The sequence below is a fragment of the Treponema sp. Marseille-Q4523 genome (assembly GCF_016901105.1).
Taxonomy (GTDB): domain Bacteria; phylum Spirochaetota; class Spirochaetia; order Treponematales; family Treponemataceae; genus Treponema_D.
Map to the genome: position 1 here is coordinate 15,121 of NZ_JAFEVM010000009.1, position 19,170 is coordinate 34,290.

20 protein-coding genes are annotated in these 19,170 nt (G+C 40.5%); 12 read left to right on the plus strand and 8 right to left on the minus strand.

Annotation, left to right across the window (positions count from 1 at the left end; all coding sequences use genetic code 11):
• Nucleotides 1-22: 22 nt before the first annotated feature.
• Genes JSQ97_RS04235 through JSQ97_RS04245 form a run of 3 tightly spaced genes read right to left on the minus strand, consistent with a single transcriptional unit; the run spans nucleotide 23 to nucleotide 2,208 of the window.
• Complete coding sequence (locus JSQ97_RS04235; RefSeq protein ID WP_205074904.1) at nucleotides 23-1,273, minus strand: InlB B-repeat-containing protein; 1,251 nt, start codon at nucleotides 1,271-1,273, stop codon at nucleotides 23-25.
• A 3-nt stretch (nucleotides 1,274-1,276) separates the two neighbouring features.
• Nucleotides 1,277-1,885 (minus strand): hypothetical protein, encoded by a 609-nt coding sequence (locus JSQ97_RS04240; RefSeq protein ID WP_205074905.1) that lies wholly within the window; start codon nucleotides 1,883-1,885, stop codon nucleotides 1,277-1,279.
• 2 nt (nucleotides 1,886-1,887) lie between these two features.
• Nucleotides 1,888-2,208 carry a hypothetical protein gene (locus tag JSQ97_RS04245; RefSeq protein ID WP_205074906.1) on the minus strand — a complete coding sequence of 107 codons (321 nt, stop codon included), beginning with the start codon at nucleotides 2,206-2,208 and terminating at the stop codon, nucleotides 1,888-1,890.
• Nucleotides 2,209-2,754: 546 nt separating this feature from the next.
• Between JSQ97_RS04245 and JSQ97_RS04250 the strand changes: the two genes are divergently transcribed.
• The 9 genes from JSQ97_RS04250 to JSQ97_RS04290 all read left to right on the plus strand — a co-directional run bounded on the left by JSQ97_RS04250 (nucleotide 2,755) and on the right by JSQ97_RS04290 (nucleotide 13,082).
• Nucleotides 2,755-4,896 (plus strand): type IV secretory system conjugative DNA transfer family protein, encoded by a 2,142-nt coding sequence (locus JSQ97_RS04250; RefSeq protein WP_205074907.1) that lies wholly within the window; start codon nucleotides 2,755-2,757, stop codon nucleotides 4,894-4,896.
• A gap of 15 nt (nucleotides 4,897-4,911) precedes the next feature.
• The gene (locus JSQ97_RS04255; RefSeq protein ID WP_205074908.1) at nucleotides 4,912-5,346 is read left to right on the plus strand and encodes a ribbon-helix-helix protein, CopG family; all 435 of its coding nucleotides are present in this window, start codon (nucleotides 4,912-4,914) and stop codon (nucleotides 5,344-5,346) included.
• A 3-nt stretch (nucleotides 5,347-5,349) separates the two neighbouring features.
• A complete protein-coding gene (locus JSQ97_RS04260) occupies nucleotides 5,350-6,333 on the plus strand; it encodes an ATPase, T2SS/T4P/T4SS family (RefSeq protein ID WP_205074909.1) in 984 nt (327 codons plus the stop codon).
• A 135-nt stretch (nucleotides 6,334-6,468) separates the two neighbouring features.
• The gene (locus JSQ97_RS04265; RefSeq protein WP_205074910.1) at nucleotides 6,469-6,873 is read left to right on the plus strand and encodes a TrbC/VirB2 family protein; all 405 of its coding nucleotides are present in this window, start codon (nucleotides 6,469-6,471) and stop codon (nucleotides 6,871-6,873) included.
• Nucleotides 6,874-6,921: 48 nt separating this feature from the next.
• Nucleotides 6,922-7,188 (plus strand): VirB3 family type IV secretion system protein, encoded by a 267-nt coding sequence (locus tag JSQ97_RS04270; RefSeq protein WP_205074911.1) that lies wholly within the window; start codon nucleotides 6,922-6,924, stop codon nucleotides 7,186-7,188.
• The gene (locus JSQ97_RS04275; protein ID WP_205074912.1) at nucleotides 7,188-9,758 is read left to right on the plus strand and encodes a TraG/VirB4 family ATPase; all 2,571 of its coding nucleotides are present in this window, start codon (nucleotides 7,188-7,190) and stop codon (nucleotides 9,756-9,758) included. Before JSQ97_RS04270 ends, JSQ97_RS04275 begins: the two co-directional genes overlap by 1 nt.
• 15 nt (nucleotides 9,759-9,773) lie before the next feature.
• Entirely contained in the window at nucleotides 9,774-10,727 is a 954-nt protein-coding gene (locus JSQ97_RS04280; protein WP_205074913.1) for a hypothetical protein, read from the plus strand.
• A gap of 161 nt (nucleotides 10,728-10,888) precedes the next feature.
• A complete protein-coding gene (locus JSQ97_RS04285) occupies nucleotides 10,889-12,691 on the plus strand; it encodes a type IV secretion system protein (protein ID WP_205074914.1) in 1,803 nt (600 codons plus the stop codon).
• Nucleotides 12,692-12,782: 91 nt separating this feature from the next.
• A complete protein-coding gene (locus tag JSQ97_RS04290; RefSeq protein WP_205074915.1) occupies nucleotides 12,783-13,082 on the plus strand; it encodes a hypothetical protein in 300 nt (99 codons plus the stop codon).
• Between the two features lie 16 nt (nucleotides 13,083-13,098).
• Here the strand turns inward: JSQ97_RS04290 and JSQ97_RS04295 are convergent, their stop codons facing one another.
• The 5 genes from JSQ97_RS04295 to JSQ97_RS04315 all read right to left on the minus strand — a co-directional run bounded on the left by JSQ97_RS04295 (nucleotide 13,099) and on the right by JSQ97_RS04315 (nucleotide 16,347).
• The gene (locus JSQ97_RS04295) at nucleotides 13,099-13,347 is read right to left on the minus strand and encodes a hypothetical protein (RefSeq protein ID WP_205074916.1); all 249 of its coding nucleotides are present in this window, start codon (nucleotides 13,345-13,347) and stop codon (nucleotides 13,099-13,101) included.
• 22 nt (nucleotides 13,348-13,369) lie between these two features.
• Nucleotides 13,370-14,119, minus strand: a complete 750-nt coding sequence (locus JSQ97_RS04300; protein WP_205074917.1) for a nucleotidyl transferase AbiEii/AbiGii toxin family protein — start codon at nucleotides 14,117-14,119, stop codon at nucleotides 13,370-13,372.
• A gap of 249 nt (nucleotides 14,120-14,368) precedes the next feature.
• Nucleotides 14,369-15,115: a hypothetical protein gene (locus tag JSQ97_RS04305; protein ID WP_205074918.1), complete on the minus strand. Its 747-nt coding sequence runs from the start codon at nucleotides 15,113-15,115 to the stop codon at nucleotides 14,369-14,371.
• A 60-nt stretch (nucleotides 15,116-15,175) separates the two neighbouring features.
• On the minus strand, nucleotides 15,176-15,886 hold the full coding sequence (locus JSQ97_RS04310; protein ID WP_205074919.1) for a hypothetical protein: 711 nt from the start codon (nucleotides 15,884-15,886) through the stop codon (nucleotides 15,176-15,178).
• Nucleotides 15,883-16,347 carry a hypothetical protein gene (locus JSQ97_RS04315; RefSeq protein WP_205074920.1) on the minus strand — a complete coding sequence of 155 codons (465 nt, stop codon included), beginning with the start codon at nucleotides 16,345-16,347 and terminating at the stop codon, nucleotides 15,883-15,885. The genes JSQ97_RS04310 and JSQ97_RS04315 overlap by 4 nt, the downstream gene beginning before the upstream one ends.
• Before the next feature lie 249 nt (nucleotides 16,348-16,596).
• On the opposite strand from JSQ97_RS04315, the gene JSQ97_RS04320 reads away from it, so the two are divergent.
• The 3 genes from JSQ97_RS04320 to JSQ97_RS04330 all read left to right on the plus strand — a co-directional run bounded on the left by JSQ97_RS04320 (nucleotide 16,597) and on the right by JSQ97_RS04330 (nucleotide 19,098).
• On the plus strand, nucleotides 16,597-17,298 hold the full coding sequence (locus JSQ97_RS04320; RefSeq protein ID WP_205074921.1) for a hypothetical protein: 702 nt from the start codon (nucleotides 16,597-16,599) through the stop codon (nucleotides 17,296-17,298).
• A gap of 77 nt (nucleotides 17,299-17,375) precedes the next feature.
• Nucleotides 17,376-18,104: a hypothetical protein gene (locus JSQ97_RS04325; protein WP_205074922.1), complete on the plus strand. Its 729-nt coding sequence runs from the start codon at nucleotides 17,376-17,378 to the stop codon at nucleotides 18,102-18,104.
• 61 nt (nucleotides 18,105-18,165) lie between these two features.
• A complete protein-coding gene (locus JSQ97_RS04330) occupies nucleotides 18,166-19,098 on the plus strand; it encodes a hypothetical protein (RefSeq protein WP_205074923.1) in 933 nt (310 codons plus the stop codon).
• The last annotated feature ends 72 nt before the right edge of the window (nucleotides 19,099-19,170 follow it).

Genomic DNA, 19,170 nt, shown 5'->3' on the forward strand with positions numbered 1-19,170 from the left:
CTCTACAGATTTATATCGCAGGCTATTCTCTTGTCCACTCGGTTATATCCGGTTTACCGAATAAAAGATAGCCTTTCAATTTAAGTTTTGTAGATGAAACCGATAATATCGTAAAGTCTCTATTTAAATCCGAGGGTCCGTTTGAAATATTAAAATATTTATCTTTCTTATTTCCGCTGCCTTGTGTCCAAGTTGTCCAGTTGAATGATGCATTATTATGTATGATATCTTTGCCCCGATACACTGTTATATGACCGGTCTTATCAACATGCAGTTCAAGACGATCCTGTCCATTCTTCCATGTACCGACTAATTTATAATCAAGCGCTGAACCGGAAAATGTATCCGATGTGACCGTGATGATACACTGTCTCCACTTCGATGGATTGTCACGTGAAATTATTTTTACTATAGCGGTTCCGATCGTCTTTGCAGTAATCACATCACCTGTATCAAGCGAAATTGCGTCATATTCATTCTCGGAAATCTCATACCGGTGCGCATCGCTCCATGACGCTTTAAGTTTCACTGTCTCGCCGATTTTCATCGAATACGTCGTTTTTGTACAGATGTCGAGCGTGTTGGGGTCTTCGCCGGGAGCGGGATTTTCGACGGTTTTTTCGTATTGTGCATAAAATGTAATATCTCTGTTTAAAGTATATGAGCTTCCTGCAGCATAATCTGTTCCCGTGCCGGTATCTTTCGTATTCCAGCGTGCAAACGTGTACCCCACGCCGGATAGGGTGTACTTTATTCCGCAGGCAGGAAGATTTATAACGCTCCCTTTCTTCTTTTCAATATTTGAAAGATCATGAAGGGTGTGTTTATAGGTCGCCCCGTTACACGTCGCCTGCGCTTCATGAGGAATATTGTAATCGAACTTTGCCGTATAAATTACAGGGGCAACTACCGTAATTGTGCAGCCGAAAGAGGAAAGATCGTCAGGACAAATTATCTTCAGTTCAGCTGTGCCGACTTTCAAAGCCGTAACGACATTATTTGTACTATTGAACGAAATAGCACCGTCATCATTACGCACAAGCTCAAAAACAGTGTACTCGCTCTGTATGGGTTTCGGTGTAACCTTTACGATATCGCCGACCTCTATTGTAAGAGAACTATCAGCGAAAATCGTTTTTATGTTGTCTTCAGAATCAACGGAATTGACCGATGTATTTTCTTGAGACGATGCGGCGTCATTTCCTTGTGTGCATGACGTAAATACAGCCAACGCCATTATCAATACGGTGCGTACAGTTAAAATCTTTTTCATACGTTACCATCTCCTTGTGTATTTAAGGTGTTCTCTTTTTCGCTCTCTCTCGTATCTTAGCCGTTCTTCCCAGTTCTGGAAAGTGATGTTGGGAATCGCATTGTAATGAAAATCGTATTCATCTTCGAAATTTCGTGCCGTCATATGCTGCTCGAAAAAGGTTTTCATAATGTAACGATTCTTGCACGATTCTTGAAAATAATCATGCGGATGCGATATAGCTTTGGTAAAATCACCTTTGCGACATATCTCAATCCAATCACCGAATTTGTCTTTGAGCCGCACCACTTTCAGTTGTACGCCGCAAAGCTGCATATCTGCATAACCGCGTTTCCAAGAATATAGTGTCCGTAAGAGCTGGTACTCATACTCTCCATCCAATATGTTTCCCGGATATGTTACCTTTAGATGCGAACGATCGAGAAATGTAAGTTTAACAAGACGTAAATGATGCATAACATAAACATCATACGGATATTCAATCGCTTTTTCTTCCGCCGTATCTTCTCCGCCGGTATTGTTCCGATACGTCCAGTTGTCTAATGTAGCGCAGGAGGAAAAAAGAAAAAGCGAAAGACATAACGGTAAAAGTATCTTTTTGCAGTACGTCATAATTAATAATCCATTTCAAGATTTGCCAAACAGCATTGAACGTTTTTAAGATTCACCGGCCAGTGCTGTTGCCCGCATTTTGATACCGCCCACGCGCCGGCTTCCATCGCTGTCATTCTTTTAAGCACTCCGGGATATTGTGTAATTGCAAGCGGATAAATACGAGTTCTTTCAGTTATCGCTTCCGGCAACGGAAATGAGGCGGTGTCTTCATCAGGAATAAATGCTTCTTTCAGGCGATTATAACTGGGCTTTTCAATCCAGTGCTTTGCACGGATAAAAAGCAGATTTGGATAGGCGCTTTTTAATTCTTGTACGGTCATAAATACTCCTTGTCTTATACTTGAGAGTGATTTACGACTGAAACTACACTAGCTTTTCCGAATAGTTACGACGTAAGGATTATGTAATCTTCTACAGATTTTTTTAATTAGTAAAGCTTCCCTCTGTAAAAGACGGCGTATAATAAACGGATAAATCCGTTCATTCCATGATACATTCCGAAAGGCGTTTGTTTCCCGTAATATTTTTCGGAAGGGATTCGGTATCGAAACCGAATTTTTCGATAATCAAACGACTGACGGACATATGAGCATCCGCTGCATATTGACGCAAAAGTTCTCCTTGTGCTTTCGATAACGTCAACGTGATATTTACCGTGTTCGATCCTGTGGGCTTTCGCCCTGAACCTACACGGCGACCGCCCCAACTATGCTCATTCATATAAGAATTATAACACAAGGCACTTTGAATTGTCAAGTGGCTTTTTCAAGATTTTTGTATTGTTCTTGTATTACTATATTGTCATTTGTATAAATATATATTATAATTTATAAAACATTATCTGCCCGCCCAAGGAAGATTTTGTTTTGAAAGATAAAGAAGAATTCAGCCGCAAAGACCCCGACGCTTTTCGTAGCGCCTATTGGCTTGCGATTTTAAACTGGACAATACCGATAATCTGTGTCGTAATCGGGCTCATTATAACGACACAAAAATTTGCCGTTCTAATGAACCATGATTACAGAGTGATCGGGAAGCCGTTGTTTATTTTAAAAACAGGCTATCGAGTTTACAACCCGCTCATCTTTATACTCGGCATGTTTAAATATGCCTTCGATGACGTTTACTCGTATTATTTTTTTCAAGCTGTTCCCGCAGCCTTTATCGGTCTTGTTTCCGCAGTCCTGCTCTTTTTTATCACAAGCATCATCGTGGCCGCCCATCAAAAAAATCAACATATTCACGGAACCTCCCGCTGGGCAAAAAGAAAAGACCTTGAAATATTCGGTATGCTTTCACCCCGCGGTGTCGTATGCGGCGAGCTTAATTCTGCGCGGGTAGGCTATCGCATTAACAGAGAGAAAGGCAATCTCGGACTGTATTTACCGAAATCGTTTTTTACACGAAAAGTCCGTATCGCGCCGGTTATCTGCCATTCGGGAAGTACGAATACATGGCTTATCGCACCGACGCGGGCAGGGAAAGGCGTAAGTTCGATTATACCGACATTACTCAGTTTTGGCGTACCGTACTATGAAGAAATCACAACGCCGGAAAATGAAATAAAAAAAATTATTAAAGGTAAAAAAAGCGTCGTTGTTTTTGATCCGAAAGGCGAAAACTGGGAGGCGACGGCAGGGTGGAGAGCGAAATTCAGCACATGTATTCCGTTTCGTCCGCTCGATGCCGACGGTAATACTGCTCATTACAATCCTATTCATGAAATTCCCGACAGTCCGAGCGAAGCGTTTTCATGGGCGGATATGATCGGTGAAATATTTTTCGGAGCGGAAAATGCAAAGGCGGCAAGTGACGGGGCGACACAATATTTTAATAACACCGCGCGCGATATCTTCTCCGGCGTCGTTATGCACGTTCGGTTTTGTAAATACATTGCATGGAAAGATAAAAACCTTTCAACCGTCCTCGATATATTCAGTCAAACAAGCGACAAGGGAGAAAACGATGACGAGGAAGAAGGCGGCGGATGCGGTATGGCTATGCTGAACCAGATGCGGGAAAATCACATTCATGTTAATGACAATGGGGAAGAAAGTCCTTTAATTCATGACCTCATTGTAAAAGCGGCCAACCGTTCTCAAACCCAAACGCCGAGAGAGCGGGCATCAACGTATTCGACGGTTTTCAGCAAAATATCGCTGTTCCAAGACCCGCTTTTAAAAAATACAACTGCATTTTCCGATTTCAGTGTCGACGATTTTATCGACGGAAAAAACGGTATCAGTTTATATCTCATCGTTCCGTACAATCATATTAAACGTATCAGTCCTGTTTTTCGTATGATTATTACTTTTATGATAAAAAAGTTTTCATCCGGAACGACAAATGCAAAGGCGGTAAAATTAAAAAATCCGTGTATGTTTTTGCTCGACGAGTTTCCCGTGTTGGGATATTTTCCCGATATTGCGCTCAATGCAGGTATCCTCGCCGGTTACGGCGTTACATTCTTTATTGTCAGCCAGTCGCTCAATCAGATCATCGATGTATACGGTGAAAATCATCCGTTTCTCGATCATTGTAAAACAATCATTTTATTCGCGCCGGGAAACTTAAAAGATGCAAAACAATTCTCCGAAACGATCGGCAATCGTTCCGTTCTTTTGGATAATATTTCAAGCTCCGGATCAAAATACGAAGTCGGATTTAATAATATATCGAGAAGCTCGCAGGAGACGCAAACCTCTCTTATTAATCCAGATGAGTTGATGAAGCTCGATTTTGCGCGTTTGATTGTGTTCAACCAAGGGATGCCGCCGTATAAAGGGAAAAAAGTTGTTTACTATGAAGACCCGAGATATAAAAATAAGTCATTTTTAGAAGTTCCTGAAATCTCAGCGGTGAATAAGCAGATTAAAAAATTGCCGAGCCGTCATAAAAAACAAATCAAAACGACAGTTCCTTCACTCCAAAAAACGATTGAAAAAATTCAGAGTTTTGAAGTGAAACAAGCGATTCCCGGTGAGTTTGATATTTTCGCCGCCTCATAAGGAGTAAGTACAGATATGAATAACAAAAAAGAAGCCTATGTAAAATATTCTGTAATAAAGCAAATCCGGCTTCCGGAACAGATGGCAAAGCAGATTAAAGCAAAATCGCTGGAACAGAATGCAACGGAAAGTGAAATAATCAGGCAATCACTAACAAATTATATAAATCGCAATATGAGCGATACGGAAATCGTACACGCGTCGTTGGCGGAAAGTAATCGAAAGATTCGCTATATGGAATCGAAGATTGAACTTCTGGCATTAATTATTATGCAACAGACAAAATACATTATGAAGATATTACCGAATAAGCAAGTTCATACGGATGCGCTGGTCAATAGCGAATATGAAAAGTTTATCCGGGACTGTACGAAGATATTAAAAACAAATCATAGCGGCGTTTTGGAAAGCATGATACTTGATGCATACGAGAGAAACGAGGAAGCGTGATCTATGGCAACAATGGACGGTTTCAGTCAACAGGTAAAACTTGATAAATGGCTTCGAAATCTCGAGGACGATATGAAGCAGATTATTCCGTTTATTGAGGATAAAAAAGTAACCGATATCGCGATCGCTAATGAAGGACAATTGATCGTCGAAGGCATCGGTATGGAAAAACAATTTACGGGAATTTACTTTGACAATGCAACGACGACAAGAATTATCTATGCGTCGGCGGCCATTTTGGGACTAACGATAGATCCGAATAATCCGATCGTTGAGGGTGTTATCCCTATTCGACATTGGAAACTGCGTATTGAAGGCATTCTGCCGCCGAGAGCGGCAAAAAATCCTATGTATTTTATCCGGCGTCCTCCGGCACAAATATTTACGCTTGAAAGTTATCTTGAAAGCGGGCGTATCACCAAAGAACGATATGACCTACTTATTGCACACATAAAAAAACGGTCGAACATAGTGATCGGGGGTGAAACCGGCAGCGGTAAAACAACATTGCTTAACGCAATAATCGATAAAATGCGCGAGTTTACTCCGAATGACCGCTTTTATATTGTCGAAGATGCGGGAGAAATTCAATGCAGAGCAAAAGATCCTGTGCCTATTTGGGCGGAAGGTAAAGACTGTCTGAAAGCGGTGGGCGTCGCGATGCGATGTAATGTTTCGCGGATCATCTTCGGTGAATTGCGATATGGAGATGTGACGAATGAAGTCTTAAAAGCATGGAATTCTGGACATACAGGAAACGTTTCGACAGTTCATGCAAACAGCTGTCTTACAATGATCGCGCGAATCCGTGATTTGCTCAGTGAAGTCATACAAGGTCGCCTACCTGATGTCGCGCAGTCGATACAGTTGCTCGTTCATCTTGTTCCAACGGATAACGGCCCTATTGTAAACGAAGTTATGGAAACAAAGCCTACAAGTAGTACGGCTTTTATAGAAGATCTGGAAAATAATAATTTAATCGATTAGGAGGCATTGAGAAAAAATAAAGAGGCAAAACACGAAAAAAACAATTAGGAAAACGAATAGAAGGGATGCCTGCTTTTTTGAAATAAAAATGAATACACGAATAGATGCTTCAAATTTTAGGACAAGGAGTATCGTATGAAGTCCGCAAAGAACATCTCTTCTCGAGTAAAAAAAGTTATTGTCAATAAAAGTTTTATTTTGTTTATCTGCATTCTTTTCATGTGTGTCACTTCGCTCTTTGCCGGCGGGGACACCATCGAAACGCTCGATACATGGGGAGGCAAGATATTACAACTTTTCCAATCGACATGGGTTAAGGTGCTGCTGATGGTCGCTTTGATTGTTGAAGCAATCAGTATGATACTTGCCGGACAACAAGGCGGCGGCGGACAGGTGTTGAAACGATTTGCGCCGTGGATTATCGGTACGCTTATTTTACTCTCTGCATCCGGTATATGCTCGTATTTCTTAGGTGATTTAACTTTCGAAGTCTCCTTTGTGCCGTATATGCCGACAGGAACCGGTAGCATACTTGCATGATTAAATAGGGGCAGAAAATTCTTCTGCTCCCGTTTCGAGGAAAAGACAATGGAAACAGAAACAACTGTATATGATTATGCCGTACTCGTACATAGAGTATTGCTTGTACCGAATGTGATATTGGGTATCGGTATTATCCCCGCAATGGTAATACTCATTTTAACAATAGTGCTTATGAACCTTGTAAGTATATGGTGCGTCATTATCGGCATTATTTTATTTGTCGTAGCAAAAATCTTATGTAAAGACGATCCATATATGCTGACGATTTTGTTTGACCGTCTTATGCAGCCGAATGTATGGAGAGCACGCTGATGGATGTACCGTATCTGAATCTGTTTAAATTTAATAAAGAAGCGCCGAACCAGCTGCGATATGTAATACCCTATTCGTTTATTATGGCGCCGGGAATTTGTCTTTTGAAAAACGGCGCCATTATGGCAACATATCAAGTCGGCTATCCCGACCTTGAGTCTTCTTCCGCTGCATCCATTGCAAGTATGGCATCTCTATTTAATCGTACAACAATGGACTTGGCACAGAATGAGGGATGGGCTGTTTTTTTCGACTGTAAGCGATATAAAACGAAAGAATATCCTGCAGGAAAGTTTTCTAATCTTGCCGGATGGCTCATCGATCAGCGTAGAGCGGAAAATTTCAGAAAATTCGGAGAACATTTTACTACCGATTATTACATCACCTTTGTGTATCAGCTTCCGAGCGACATCGAAAGTAAGGCGACTTCTTTTTTCTTCCAAAAAAAACAAAGTACAAAAACAAATAAAGCATTATTTAAAACAGAAAATCTTCCTGCGCTACAAAAAGAAATAGATACGTTTCTTGACGAAACGGATAAAGCGATGGGCGCTTTATCCACAAAGATTTGGTGTCAAAGACTTACAGAGGCAGAACTCTTTACTTACATAAAATCATCGGTGAGCCTGAACCGACAAAATATGTTTTATCCCGAAAATACGTTTTTCTTTCTCGATAACTATATCTGCGATATGGACGTTAAAACATCGATGCCGCTTCAAATCGGTGATTATTATGTTCCGATCATTTCTGTGATGGATTTTCCAAGTCGGACATATCCTGCAATCTTTGACAAATTGAACAGAACCATGTCAGAATTTCGATGGACAACACGGTTTATTCCGCTTTCAAAAGAGAACTCGGCGAAAGAAGCAAAAAAATATCAAAACCGTATGTATTCGGCACGAAAAAGCGCAGGGACGATCCTTACCGAATTGGCCGTAAATGTAAAAATTGACAAAGAAGACAGTGCGGCAGTTGAAATGCAAGGAGAAGCGGAGCAAATACAGGCGGATATCGCAATGGGCGATTATGTACTCGGGTATTATACAAGTACGCTCATGTGCTGGGATAAAAGCTTACAACTTGCAAAAGAAAAAGCGCGGAAATTACAGCAGGTGATTCGTTCCTGCGGTTTTTCCTGTATGGAAGAAAAACTTAATAATATGGAAGCATGGGAAGGTATGATGCCGGGAAACGTCTATGCAAATATCCGTCGGCCGCTTATCTCAACGCAAAATATGTCACATATTATTCCTTTAAGTTCTGCATGGCAAGGTGTGCTGTACAATGATTTTACTCTTGAAACTTGCGGCAGCTCCCTTCCACTTGTAATTTGTTCAACAAGTTACGGCACTCCGTTTTTTCTGAATCTCAATGTGCGCGACGTCGGGCATGCCTTTATATTCGGACCGACAGGTGCAGGTAAGTCAACACTGTTTGCATTGCTCATGGCACAAGCGACCAAGTACAAAAATGCAAACATTATCTGTATAGATAAACAACTGTCAAGCCGTGCTTTTATGGTTGCCGCAGGCGGAATATATATAGAACCCGGAAAAGACGACGTTGCATTTCAACCTTTAAACGAACTTTTAAATCCGGAGGAATGTACTGAAAGCGAATATAGAGAAAGTTTGTTATGGTGCCAACAGTTTATCGAAGGGCTTCTTGCTCAACAGAATATCGAAACGACACCGGATATGAGTAAAGTCATAAATGAAACGCTCGTTCTGTTGTCTGGAAAAGATAATTCCATGCACGACCTCACATCATTTCAGCAATACGCAAACTATACAGATCCAAAAACCGGAGATAACACAATCAGAACAGGACTCGATCCCTATTGTAAAGGAGGCGCGTTCGGTTCCATTTTTGACGCCGATAAAACAACGCTCGATCTTTCAAAACTTATGACGATTGAAATGGGCAGCCTCATGAGATTATCGGAAAAAGCCGTCGCTCCGGCATTGATGTATATTTTTCGTTACCTCGAGAAATTATGGACTGTCCCTCACGGAGAAAAACAGCCGCTGACATTCTTATTCCTTGACGAAGCGTGGCTGTATTTGCAGCACCCGATCTTTGCAAAATTCTTACAGGAATGGCTCCGAACGCTTCGAAAGAAAAAAGTCTTCTGCATTTTTGCAACACAGGAAGTCAGCGCTGCAAGTAAATCGTCATTACGTGATACGATCGTCCAGCAATGCCTTACAAAAATTTATCTCGCAGATGAATCGGCGATTTCGCTCGCGGATAGCTATAAGGATTTCGGTCTCACGGAAAGCGAAATTGTAGCGCTCTCGAAGGCAGTAATGAAACGAGATTATTACTTTAAAAATCCTGACGGCTGCAGAATGTTTACGCTCGATTTGGATGCTTTTCAGCTTGCACTCATTTCGAGCGACCATGAAATCTTAGACAATCTCGAAAATAAATACGGCAAAAATACCACAAGAGAACTTGCATTCGAGTTGCTTGATGCAGTGCAACATAAATATAAACAAATCGGAAAAGATGCAAGTGCACTTGATTATTCAAAGTATAAGGAAATATTCGTTTCTGCTTAAACAAAGGAGGTTCGTATGAGAAAGAAACTTGTAACGGCATACGTGCTTATTATGCTGGGATTTTCTCAGAGAAATGTGTTTGCAACGGGATATCCGGTGTTTGACGTGTCGGGATGGCTTGCGGCAATTGATCAAATCTACAAACAGTATGAAATGGTCATGAATACCGTTACTCAAATCGAGAATCAGTACAACATGATTAAACAGCAAGTCGAACGGGCGAAAGCAATCGACTGGAGTAATATTACATTCGACGGCGATTTTGATATAAGAAATGATATACGAGATGCCACGAAACGGGTAAACCGACTTTTAACATCCGCAAGAAATATTAAACAGCTTATGACAAGACCGTCTATTACTTGTGGAAACGTCAGATATTCCATCGCCGATCTTGTAGGGGCAGGAACAACAAACAATGACGACTTGTGGGAAAACGATAAAAACTTATTAACCGCATGTAAAGATTACAGCTATTATATGGAACAGTCAATGAATACCGTCGTTGAAGGACTTACGGAAGGACTTACACCGGAACAAAAAAAAGCAATATGGGTAAAGTACGGTATCTCGCCGCGCAACTATGCGTTTGTGCAGCAAAGCGTGAATGCGGTTAAAAAACAATGCGCTGAAATTTTAGCAGAGTGCAGCGATGAGGCAAGACGAATGAAGCTTGAAGAAATCGCGGCACAAAATAATACCATCTTAAAAGCAGCACTTGAAGACAATCTTGATTCAAACGGAAATCCAACGGAAGCGGGAATGCAGGAAGCGGCATTGCATCTTTCCGACAAAACAATAGAGCAGATCGCAAAACTCGGCTTTTCTATCGACGACCTGTGTGCTTTAACCGCATCGAAAATGATCGACGAACAAAATAAAGCACAAGAAGAACAGGCGAGAACACGGGAACAGGATGACCTCGACAATAACAAACACAGCAGTGTCAGCTCGCGATTTAAAAAGTAATATATAGAGGTATGATATAAATGAACGGTTGGCTTGATCTACCGGTAGTACAGTCCCTTGAATATTTTACCGGTATACTTGCAAAAGGTTGCATATGGGCAAGGCGATATGCGATGCTTATCGGACTTATAGGGCTTATATGGTCGGCATTTAAACTTACGATGTCACGGATGACTGTAAAAGATATGTGGTGGGATACGATTTTTAAATGGGTCGGATTTCTTTTGCTGTTTAATCTGTACCCGTCGATAATTATCGGTGTTGGAGCAATCGCACACGAGATCGGTCTGAACGCCGGAGGGGGAAAGGCTGCAATTATCAGCGAGTTAAAAGCGATGCGGGAATCGATAAAAGCCGACCTCGCGACAAATGAAGCTTTAAGCAGCGGACTTGACGCGGAAGTAAAATCACGGTTCGAAGATTATTCAAATGAGACCAGTTTCGAAACGGCACAGCAATATAACGATTTTATGAATGCACTTGCCGGACAAAAAGGCGCCTATCGTTTTAATTCGAAATCGGATAAAGCGGAAGCGCGGAAAAGAATGAAACAAAATCAGGAAAACAGAAAATTTGGCGGCATGTTTTCGGGTGCAACATTGAAAGCTATCGATAACGTATTAGTTGAAAAAAATCTTGACGGAACAAAAGGTGATATTTTAACCGATACCTACCTTGATCTCGATCTTTTTATAAAAGATGCAAACGGAGATGATACCTTCTATTTGTCGCCGTCGGCATTAATACGTGTCGCCCTTCTTTCATGCAATATATTGTATGACAAAGAACAAATAAGTTTCCTTTCGAAAGCTGAAGAAATCGAATCAAGCAACATGAATATGTTGCAAAAAATCGGTGCAAACTTTGTAAATAATATATCGCGACTTCCTAATTTGATTGTGATTTTATTCTGTTGTATCGTCCTGATATTATCTACGTTGTTTGCAGGAATTCAATATATCACGACAATTTGCGAATTTACCCTTGTGGCCGGAATCGGTGCAATATTCATCCCGTTTATGCTGTTCGACGGTACAAAAGATATACCGAAAAAATTGATTCCTGTGTTCATAAGTTTTTTAATAAAAATAGCTGTTGTCACGTTATGCTTCATGTTTGCGTTCTACCTGATAATCGAATCTTGTATCAATACAATGGTCGACGACGGCTATAACATTTTTATCAAACTTGCGGATATCTGTTTTAATGCAATACTCTGTTATATCATGACACAAAATGCACCGAAAATAGCGCAAACGATTTTGACGGGACAGCCGCAGCTCAGTATGGGCGAATTCCTTGCAGGAGCGGCAACCGCAGGTGTAACGGCCGGAACGATGTACGGAACGGCAAAGAACGCAACGCGCGGAGCGATTAATAGGGGCGCAAGCGCGATCGGTGAAGGACATAAGTTGGCTGCTGCTGCACAGAGCGCTTCGCTCAGTATGGCAAATCAAGGAGGTAACAGAAGCGCAAGAAATAGGGCAGCATTTCGGGCGGTAAACGCCGTTGCGACCGAAGATTTAAAAGAACGTATGAGAGCGAAGTTTGAAAACTTCCAAAAAGGTCATAATGCAAATCCGATTTTCGATAAAGCAAAACAAACCCTTGCGTTCGGTAACGGTACGTCAGGCGGCGGCGGTGCGGGCGGAAGCGGAGGCGGAGCGCCTGCGTACGGTATTCATGGACAAGGAACAACAGACGGTCATAGAGGAGAAACGTTGAGTGAAGTGTCGAATCCGAGCTTTAAGAATGCGACAAAGTACGATGAGCGTACCGGACAACAGCGCAGTATGACGATGAAAGAATTTAACGCCGAAAAAGAAATGCAGGGCAAAAAAATCGGTGACAGAATCGCACAAGAGATGGCAGACAAGAATCAAATGAAAAATGCCGATAATATAGCTAAGCGTGACGAATCGCTCGGCGAAAACCTCACGGGAAATACCCGCTCGAATAATTAAGAATAGCAGTCCCTTCCTGATTTCAAAACGGAAGGGACTGTACCGAGACCATGTTTACTGAATTATCTTGTAAAAATTACGGGAGATATACATGAACAGCACGGCAGAAGAGAGCATTGAAATCATACGATTAATTGAAGCTGTGATTGAGGATGTTAAACAAATAACGTCAGAAGCAATTATAGCTCGAACAAAGGTCATTGTGCTTGCGAACGAAACGGAAGCACGGAATTGGGAATCGGAACTTTTTTCAAATCTTACCTGTACTTTTACATCGAGCAAGATATATCAAAAATATATTGAGCAATATCATCATGGAGTAGACCCTCTGGATTGCGAAGAATGGACACATGAATTGCTCGCTTTGGTAAAATCACATAAAAATAAATAATTCGGTTTCCCGTACGTCATCTTGAAATGGATTCTGAATAGCTGTTATGTCGTTCCTGCGGAATTTCCCGTTTGCCGAAGACTCCGCTGTTATTGGGAAAAAATTCCCAGCCTTCCTTTCCGAGCTTATTAATAAATTCATTGAATGTGCCATCGAATTTTTCAAGGCGTTCAAAATGTCCATGCATATCTGTATATCCTTGCTTGTGCGCATCATATAATTCTTGTACAGTCCTGCTTGTCAGATATTCAAACTGTTTTGCCATTTTTCTATCCTCCTAATAATCACTACCTTGTGATGTCTTTTCGATATAATTTCGAATTATGCTGATATAAAGTATTGTCACTTAATTCAAGTATGTCTTTTGCAATCCTGTCTATACTGCGCTTGAATTCGGGAAAATCACGCTTTTTTGTCCATTTTATTTCATAAAATTCTTTTTCCGGAAAGCCGTTAATAATTCCCGATACTTCCGACGGCTCGACACCGGCTTCTTTTTCTCGTACTTCTTTAAAGACGTCGATCCAGTTAAAATGTTCGTGTTTGCAAATTTCATAAATATCGGCAATGTCTTTTCCTGAAAAACGGAAAACGGCAGTAATTTTATTTGAAAGAATATTTCGTATCGAATCAGTTCTGTAGAAAAAATCCGTTGTGATAATTGATCCGAAATGAACGGAAATATCATTTACAAAATCGATCTTGAGTCCGCAATCAAAATCGGGATGATGTACTTTTAAAGAATAAAAATCTATTGCCTTTCTAAACAGTTCTGGATTCCATGTATAACCGCTTTCTTTTAAAGCACCAAGTATCGCATCGGCATAAGTATTAAAAGAGTTATCGTGATTTACAAAAAAATCCAAATCATCCGAATACCGGTGATGATAATAGCCTCGGCTAAGCGCGGTTCCACCGGTCAGATAAAAAGGTACGTTTAAGTTTTTCACAATATTCAGAACCCCATTCTGGAGCTTGTACAGTTTCCCCTCGTAATGTTCCGAATATGAAATCAAATTGTCGTCTGAATTCATCATTTCGTAATCCCCTTCTTACTTTCGGCGTATATAGGTTTATAAAATTTTTCGTTCCATGCCACAACGGAACAAGATTATGCCACGGAAGTCGCTCAAGACAACGCAAAAAAAACAGTTCCCTCGTTATGCCGCCTGCTTCCTGCACGGTTCCGTCGACAAGATTAGAAAGTTCATTTATTGGTATATTGTAATCCCACATAAGACTGCTAAGAATTTCATACCTCAGTTTCTCATCCATTCTGTACTCCGTTACAACACTAAAAATTCAGTTGCTTTTTTCATGATTTTTTTTGTACTAACTTTATCCGCTGTTTCTATCAAAGTCGGCATCGGACGCGCAAACGAAAAGCTTATAATGGCGTACGGATTTACCGTTCCTTTAGTGTGAGTTTTTTCTAATGCGATACCGTCCATACAATCGGAGCTTATCAAACAACAGATAACGTATGTATGCTTTTTCGTGTATTCTTTTGTCGTAAGGACAAAAAGTAATTCGCCGTTATGACTTATAATATCGCCTCGCTCCGGTATATACTGTTCGGGAATTTCTTTTATCGATTCGGTAAAAAATTCAATAGGGTTTACTTCCGCACATACCTGCCGTATAAACGCGGCAGTCGGCCTCGCTTTGTATGTTACAAAAAGATTATAGGCCGATAGATTCGATAAACCATATTTTTCAGCGATGGTTTTATAATCGAAGCGGTGTTCTTTTATATATTTGCAGATGCTTTTTTTCGGATCGAAAGCAGATACCAGTTGTGCTTTATACGGGAGCTTTTCATCGGTATAAAACAACCATTCAATCGGTGCAATTAAGTGTGCCATTTCGCATATAATTTTATAGGTCGGTATTTTTTCGTTCAAAGCAATCCGATAAATAGACGAATGTGTTAATCCGTTATTTGTGCACCACTTTCTCAATTCTCTTGCCTCAATCAATTTTACAAGCCGCTGTTGCGCGTACGTCAAACGTTCGGGAATTGCCTTTAACATATTATTTCCTTCCGTATAAAACAATATTCACTGTTTCACAAAAAAGTATAATACGATCGTTCAATTTCCACAAGTCATTTTTTCCATAAAGTGCATAACTCGCTCTTTCCAAATAAAATGAATCGGCTCGACAATCCTGCAGGAAATCATTGCATAGGTGTTTTTACCCGGTTCTATCCGCCTCGTATGTACTCTCTGACAGCGGAGAATAATATGTTGTTCCGGAAGCTTGAAATGTAATTTTATATGAAGCATTGCTCGCTCGTCTTCAATATTATTCGTATGAAGTGTAATAATACATATACCATGTATGCTTGCATCGACGATAGCACACGGCTGATGTGCATATATGTCGTGAACAAATAATGTTTGCTGTGGAGAGACAAGACCGAAAGCAGAGGAATTGCTTTTTCCGACGATAATACGACTTTCTTTTCGCTTTTCATATTGCATATCCCGCTTATCATGTACATCCAACATATCGATAAAAGACTGTACTCTCCTGTCTGCCGTCGCTTTTGGGATCATAACACTGCAATAGTCGTTGTTCGCTTTAAGGACTTGTACTTGAAAGACACCGATATAGCCATCGAAAAACGTGATTTGCATCGTTGCCGGATCTGCATAATGAAAACAGGGCAGTGCCGGTACGTATAATGACCAGATATGTTTCGCATATTGCTTCGGAAAACACATGGTATCTTTATCTGCCTCTTTAAGAACGACAGAGGTAATCTTAAATTGCTCCCATAATTCTTTTGTAATAGTCATATACGCACCTTCCTTTTGATTTTGGTAAACTCTGTATACAAGTGCATTACATCGGATTTTTTAGCGCCGGAAAATTGTATAAGTCCGGCGAGACGATACCAAAAAAGCAACGGAAATTTAAAAACCTTGTCTTTATTCTCTTTTGTCAGTAAATAAACACAGCGTTTTAAGTGATCGACTTTTCTTCCTCGTGCGGTAAAAATAAGGCAGAGTTTTTCCGTTATTCCCGGCAACGTAATATATTCCTTGTCTTTTTTTTCATCCCAACCGGTTACGATATACGCCCTGCGAAACCCTTCAAACGTATAAAAAAGGACAATTATGCTTCCGCCTAAAAATTTAAAATGTGCAAAATCTTTATTTGAATCTATATGCGGTGTTTCAATAAGAAAACCTTTTGCAAAAAGCGTATAGGGTAGGCGTTTTTCATAAGGCACATCGACAGTAACGTTATAGCGCATACAAAGAGTATACCCGCTTTTTCCTTATAAAACAATATTGATAATAAGAAAAATATATATTGCAAAATATACAAATAGATGCTACAATGCTGTTGATACCGCATGGCGGTATTATTCCTGTCAGGAATTCTACGATTCCAACGGCAAGTCCGGGAATCAAACCGTGAGAAATGTGTGCCTTTGAAATGTTGTTCGGAACTCCTAGTGCAGCATTTCGGCATGCCTTTCCGATTTTAAAGGAGGTGTCCTATGGACCCCAAAAATTTAAACCCGTCAAAAAAAGAATGGATCGGACTGTATGTCCCGCAGCACAATGCAAAACTTATCTTGCAGGGAATTGAAAATAATTCTCTGCCGTTGCTCCCGAAAGAAAACGGGCGTATTGATGTTACGCCAATCTTTAATGCAAATACCGGCTACATACTGGCTGCAAAAGACCTCATCCCCGCCCAAATTGTAAAAGCGAATAACGGGTATGAAAGCAATATCGTCGGAACAAAAAATACCGTCGATAAAGCAGGCACGCAAATAAAAGAAGGCGAAAAAGGGCTTTGGTATAACTGGCAGGACAAGGATAAGCAATTTCATCATTCAGCGCTTTTCTTTGCCGAGCAGATGACGGATCCGGAAAAATTCGTTGAAAATGTACAAATCAAACAGCCGCAACGATTACAAAACGTGACATTTAAAATCAATACGCCCGAAGCGTATCTGCCCATGTATCTTGCCGCCGCGAAAAGCGGCGCAAAGCTCGAAGTGTCACCGGAGGTTGCAAAAGAATTTACAAATCAGCTTAAAGATATCTGTGTAAAGGAAAAAACAAATTTACACGATGTGCTTTTCGCGGCCGATTTAGAGGCGAATAAAATTGTAAAAGCAACAGAACAAAAAAGAGGTGTTGCTCCGACATACGCCCGCGAAACGAAAATTGAAAAATCAATGAGCCGGTAAAAAACACAGGCGGGTATCTCAGAAAGAAGACACCCGCCTGTCGTTTTATGGCATGTATATCTTACAGGAGATGTCGTATGAACGCTCAAAATTCAAAACCGTCGAAAAATGAGTGGATCGGACTGTATGTTCCGAAGCACACGGCAAAACTTATCTTACGGGGAATTGCAGATAATACATTGCCGTTATTGCCGACAAAAAACGATTATATCAATGTCAGGCCTATTTTCAATGCAAATACTGGCTACATATTGGCTGCCAAAGACCTCATCCCCGCCCAAATTGTAAAAATAAATAATGGCTATAAAGGTAATATCGTCGGGACGAAGAATACCATTAATAAAGCGGGTACGCACATAAAAGAAGGTGAAAAAGGGCTTTGGTATAACTGGCAAGACGAAGATAAGCAATTTCATCATTCTGCCCTTTTCTTCGCGGAGCAGACAGTTGATCCAGAAAAATTTCTTGAAAATGTGCAAATCAAACAGCTGCAACGATTGCAAGCCGTGACATTTAAAATCAATACGCCCGAAGAATATCTGCCGATGTATCTTGCGGCAGCGAAGAGCGGCGCAAGCCTTACGGTATCGACTGAAGTTGCAAGAAAATTCACGGATCAACTGAGACATCTATGTAAAGAAGAATTCATGACAAACTTCAATACGGAACCTCATACGATCTTACACAGCGTCCTGTTTGCAGCCGATATCGAAGCAAATAAAATCGTAAAAGCAACTGAACAGAAAAGAGGCGTTACTCCGACATACACCCACGAAAAGAAAATTGAAAAATCAATGAGCCGGTAAAAAACACAGGCGGGTATCTCAGAAAAAAGACACCTGCCTATCGTTTTAAGGAGCGTATGACATGGCAGATTTTGCGGCTGACTGGAAAGGGTTTATTTCAAAAGGGCTTTGTGCCGAAGATTATTTTTACGAACAAGTTTATAAAGCATTTTCTGAAAATACCAAAAACGGAACATTGCCTTTTTTTAATAAAGATTTAAACATGATTCCTCGCGAACTCTCGACAGGAAAAATTATCAATGACGAAAATTTGATTGCGCTGGAACAGGTTGCAAGTGCACGAGGATATAAATCAAATTTTTGGATTTACGGAAATGAACTTAATAAAATTCAAAAAGAAGTCGGCCCGCTCAATTGGAAACGGAATGCATCTCCCGTACTCTGCCGAACGAAATATTTCGATGCGACACATCTTCATGAACAAAACCTGTATATTGCAGAAGCCGGTTCAAAGAAAAAAGAACAGTATCTCTATAATATCGAATCGCTTGATGAACGCTCTCGGAAAATAGTAACAAAATATTATGCGACGGCAAATAAAGCAAATGCCGTCTATCAAGCAGAAAATTTAAAATTGTTTTCCGCAAATTGCCGCCAAAATCCGAAAACAAACTCAAACTTCATAAATGCAAAAGACCGAATCAATAATTACCGCTCTATTGACGGCACAGATTTTTCTGCTGTCATCGACTCTCATTTTAAACATTGTTTGCAAAGCGCCACCGGAAACATCTTACATGACAATAGAGAGAGCGTAAAAGAACATTGTTACGCGGCTTGCAATGAATTAATTAAAAAAGTCGAACAAGGAACATATCGCCCGTACGAAGCAGGACGAAAAATTGTAAGAGCGCTTGAATGCGGCACACAATTTCAGCGTATCTCAGTTGCAAAAAATTATAATCTTGAAAACGCAAAAAAAGCTGAAGAATTAAAAGTTGCCGAAGCAAATAGAAATAAAGCGTATCGACGAAGTTACTCTATAGAGCGATAAGTAGTCTGCTAAAGGAACCAACCCTTATGAACTTGGAAATTTTTGACAATACCGATTTTAATAATAAAAATC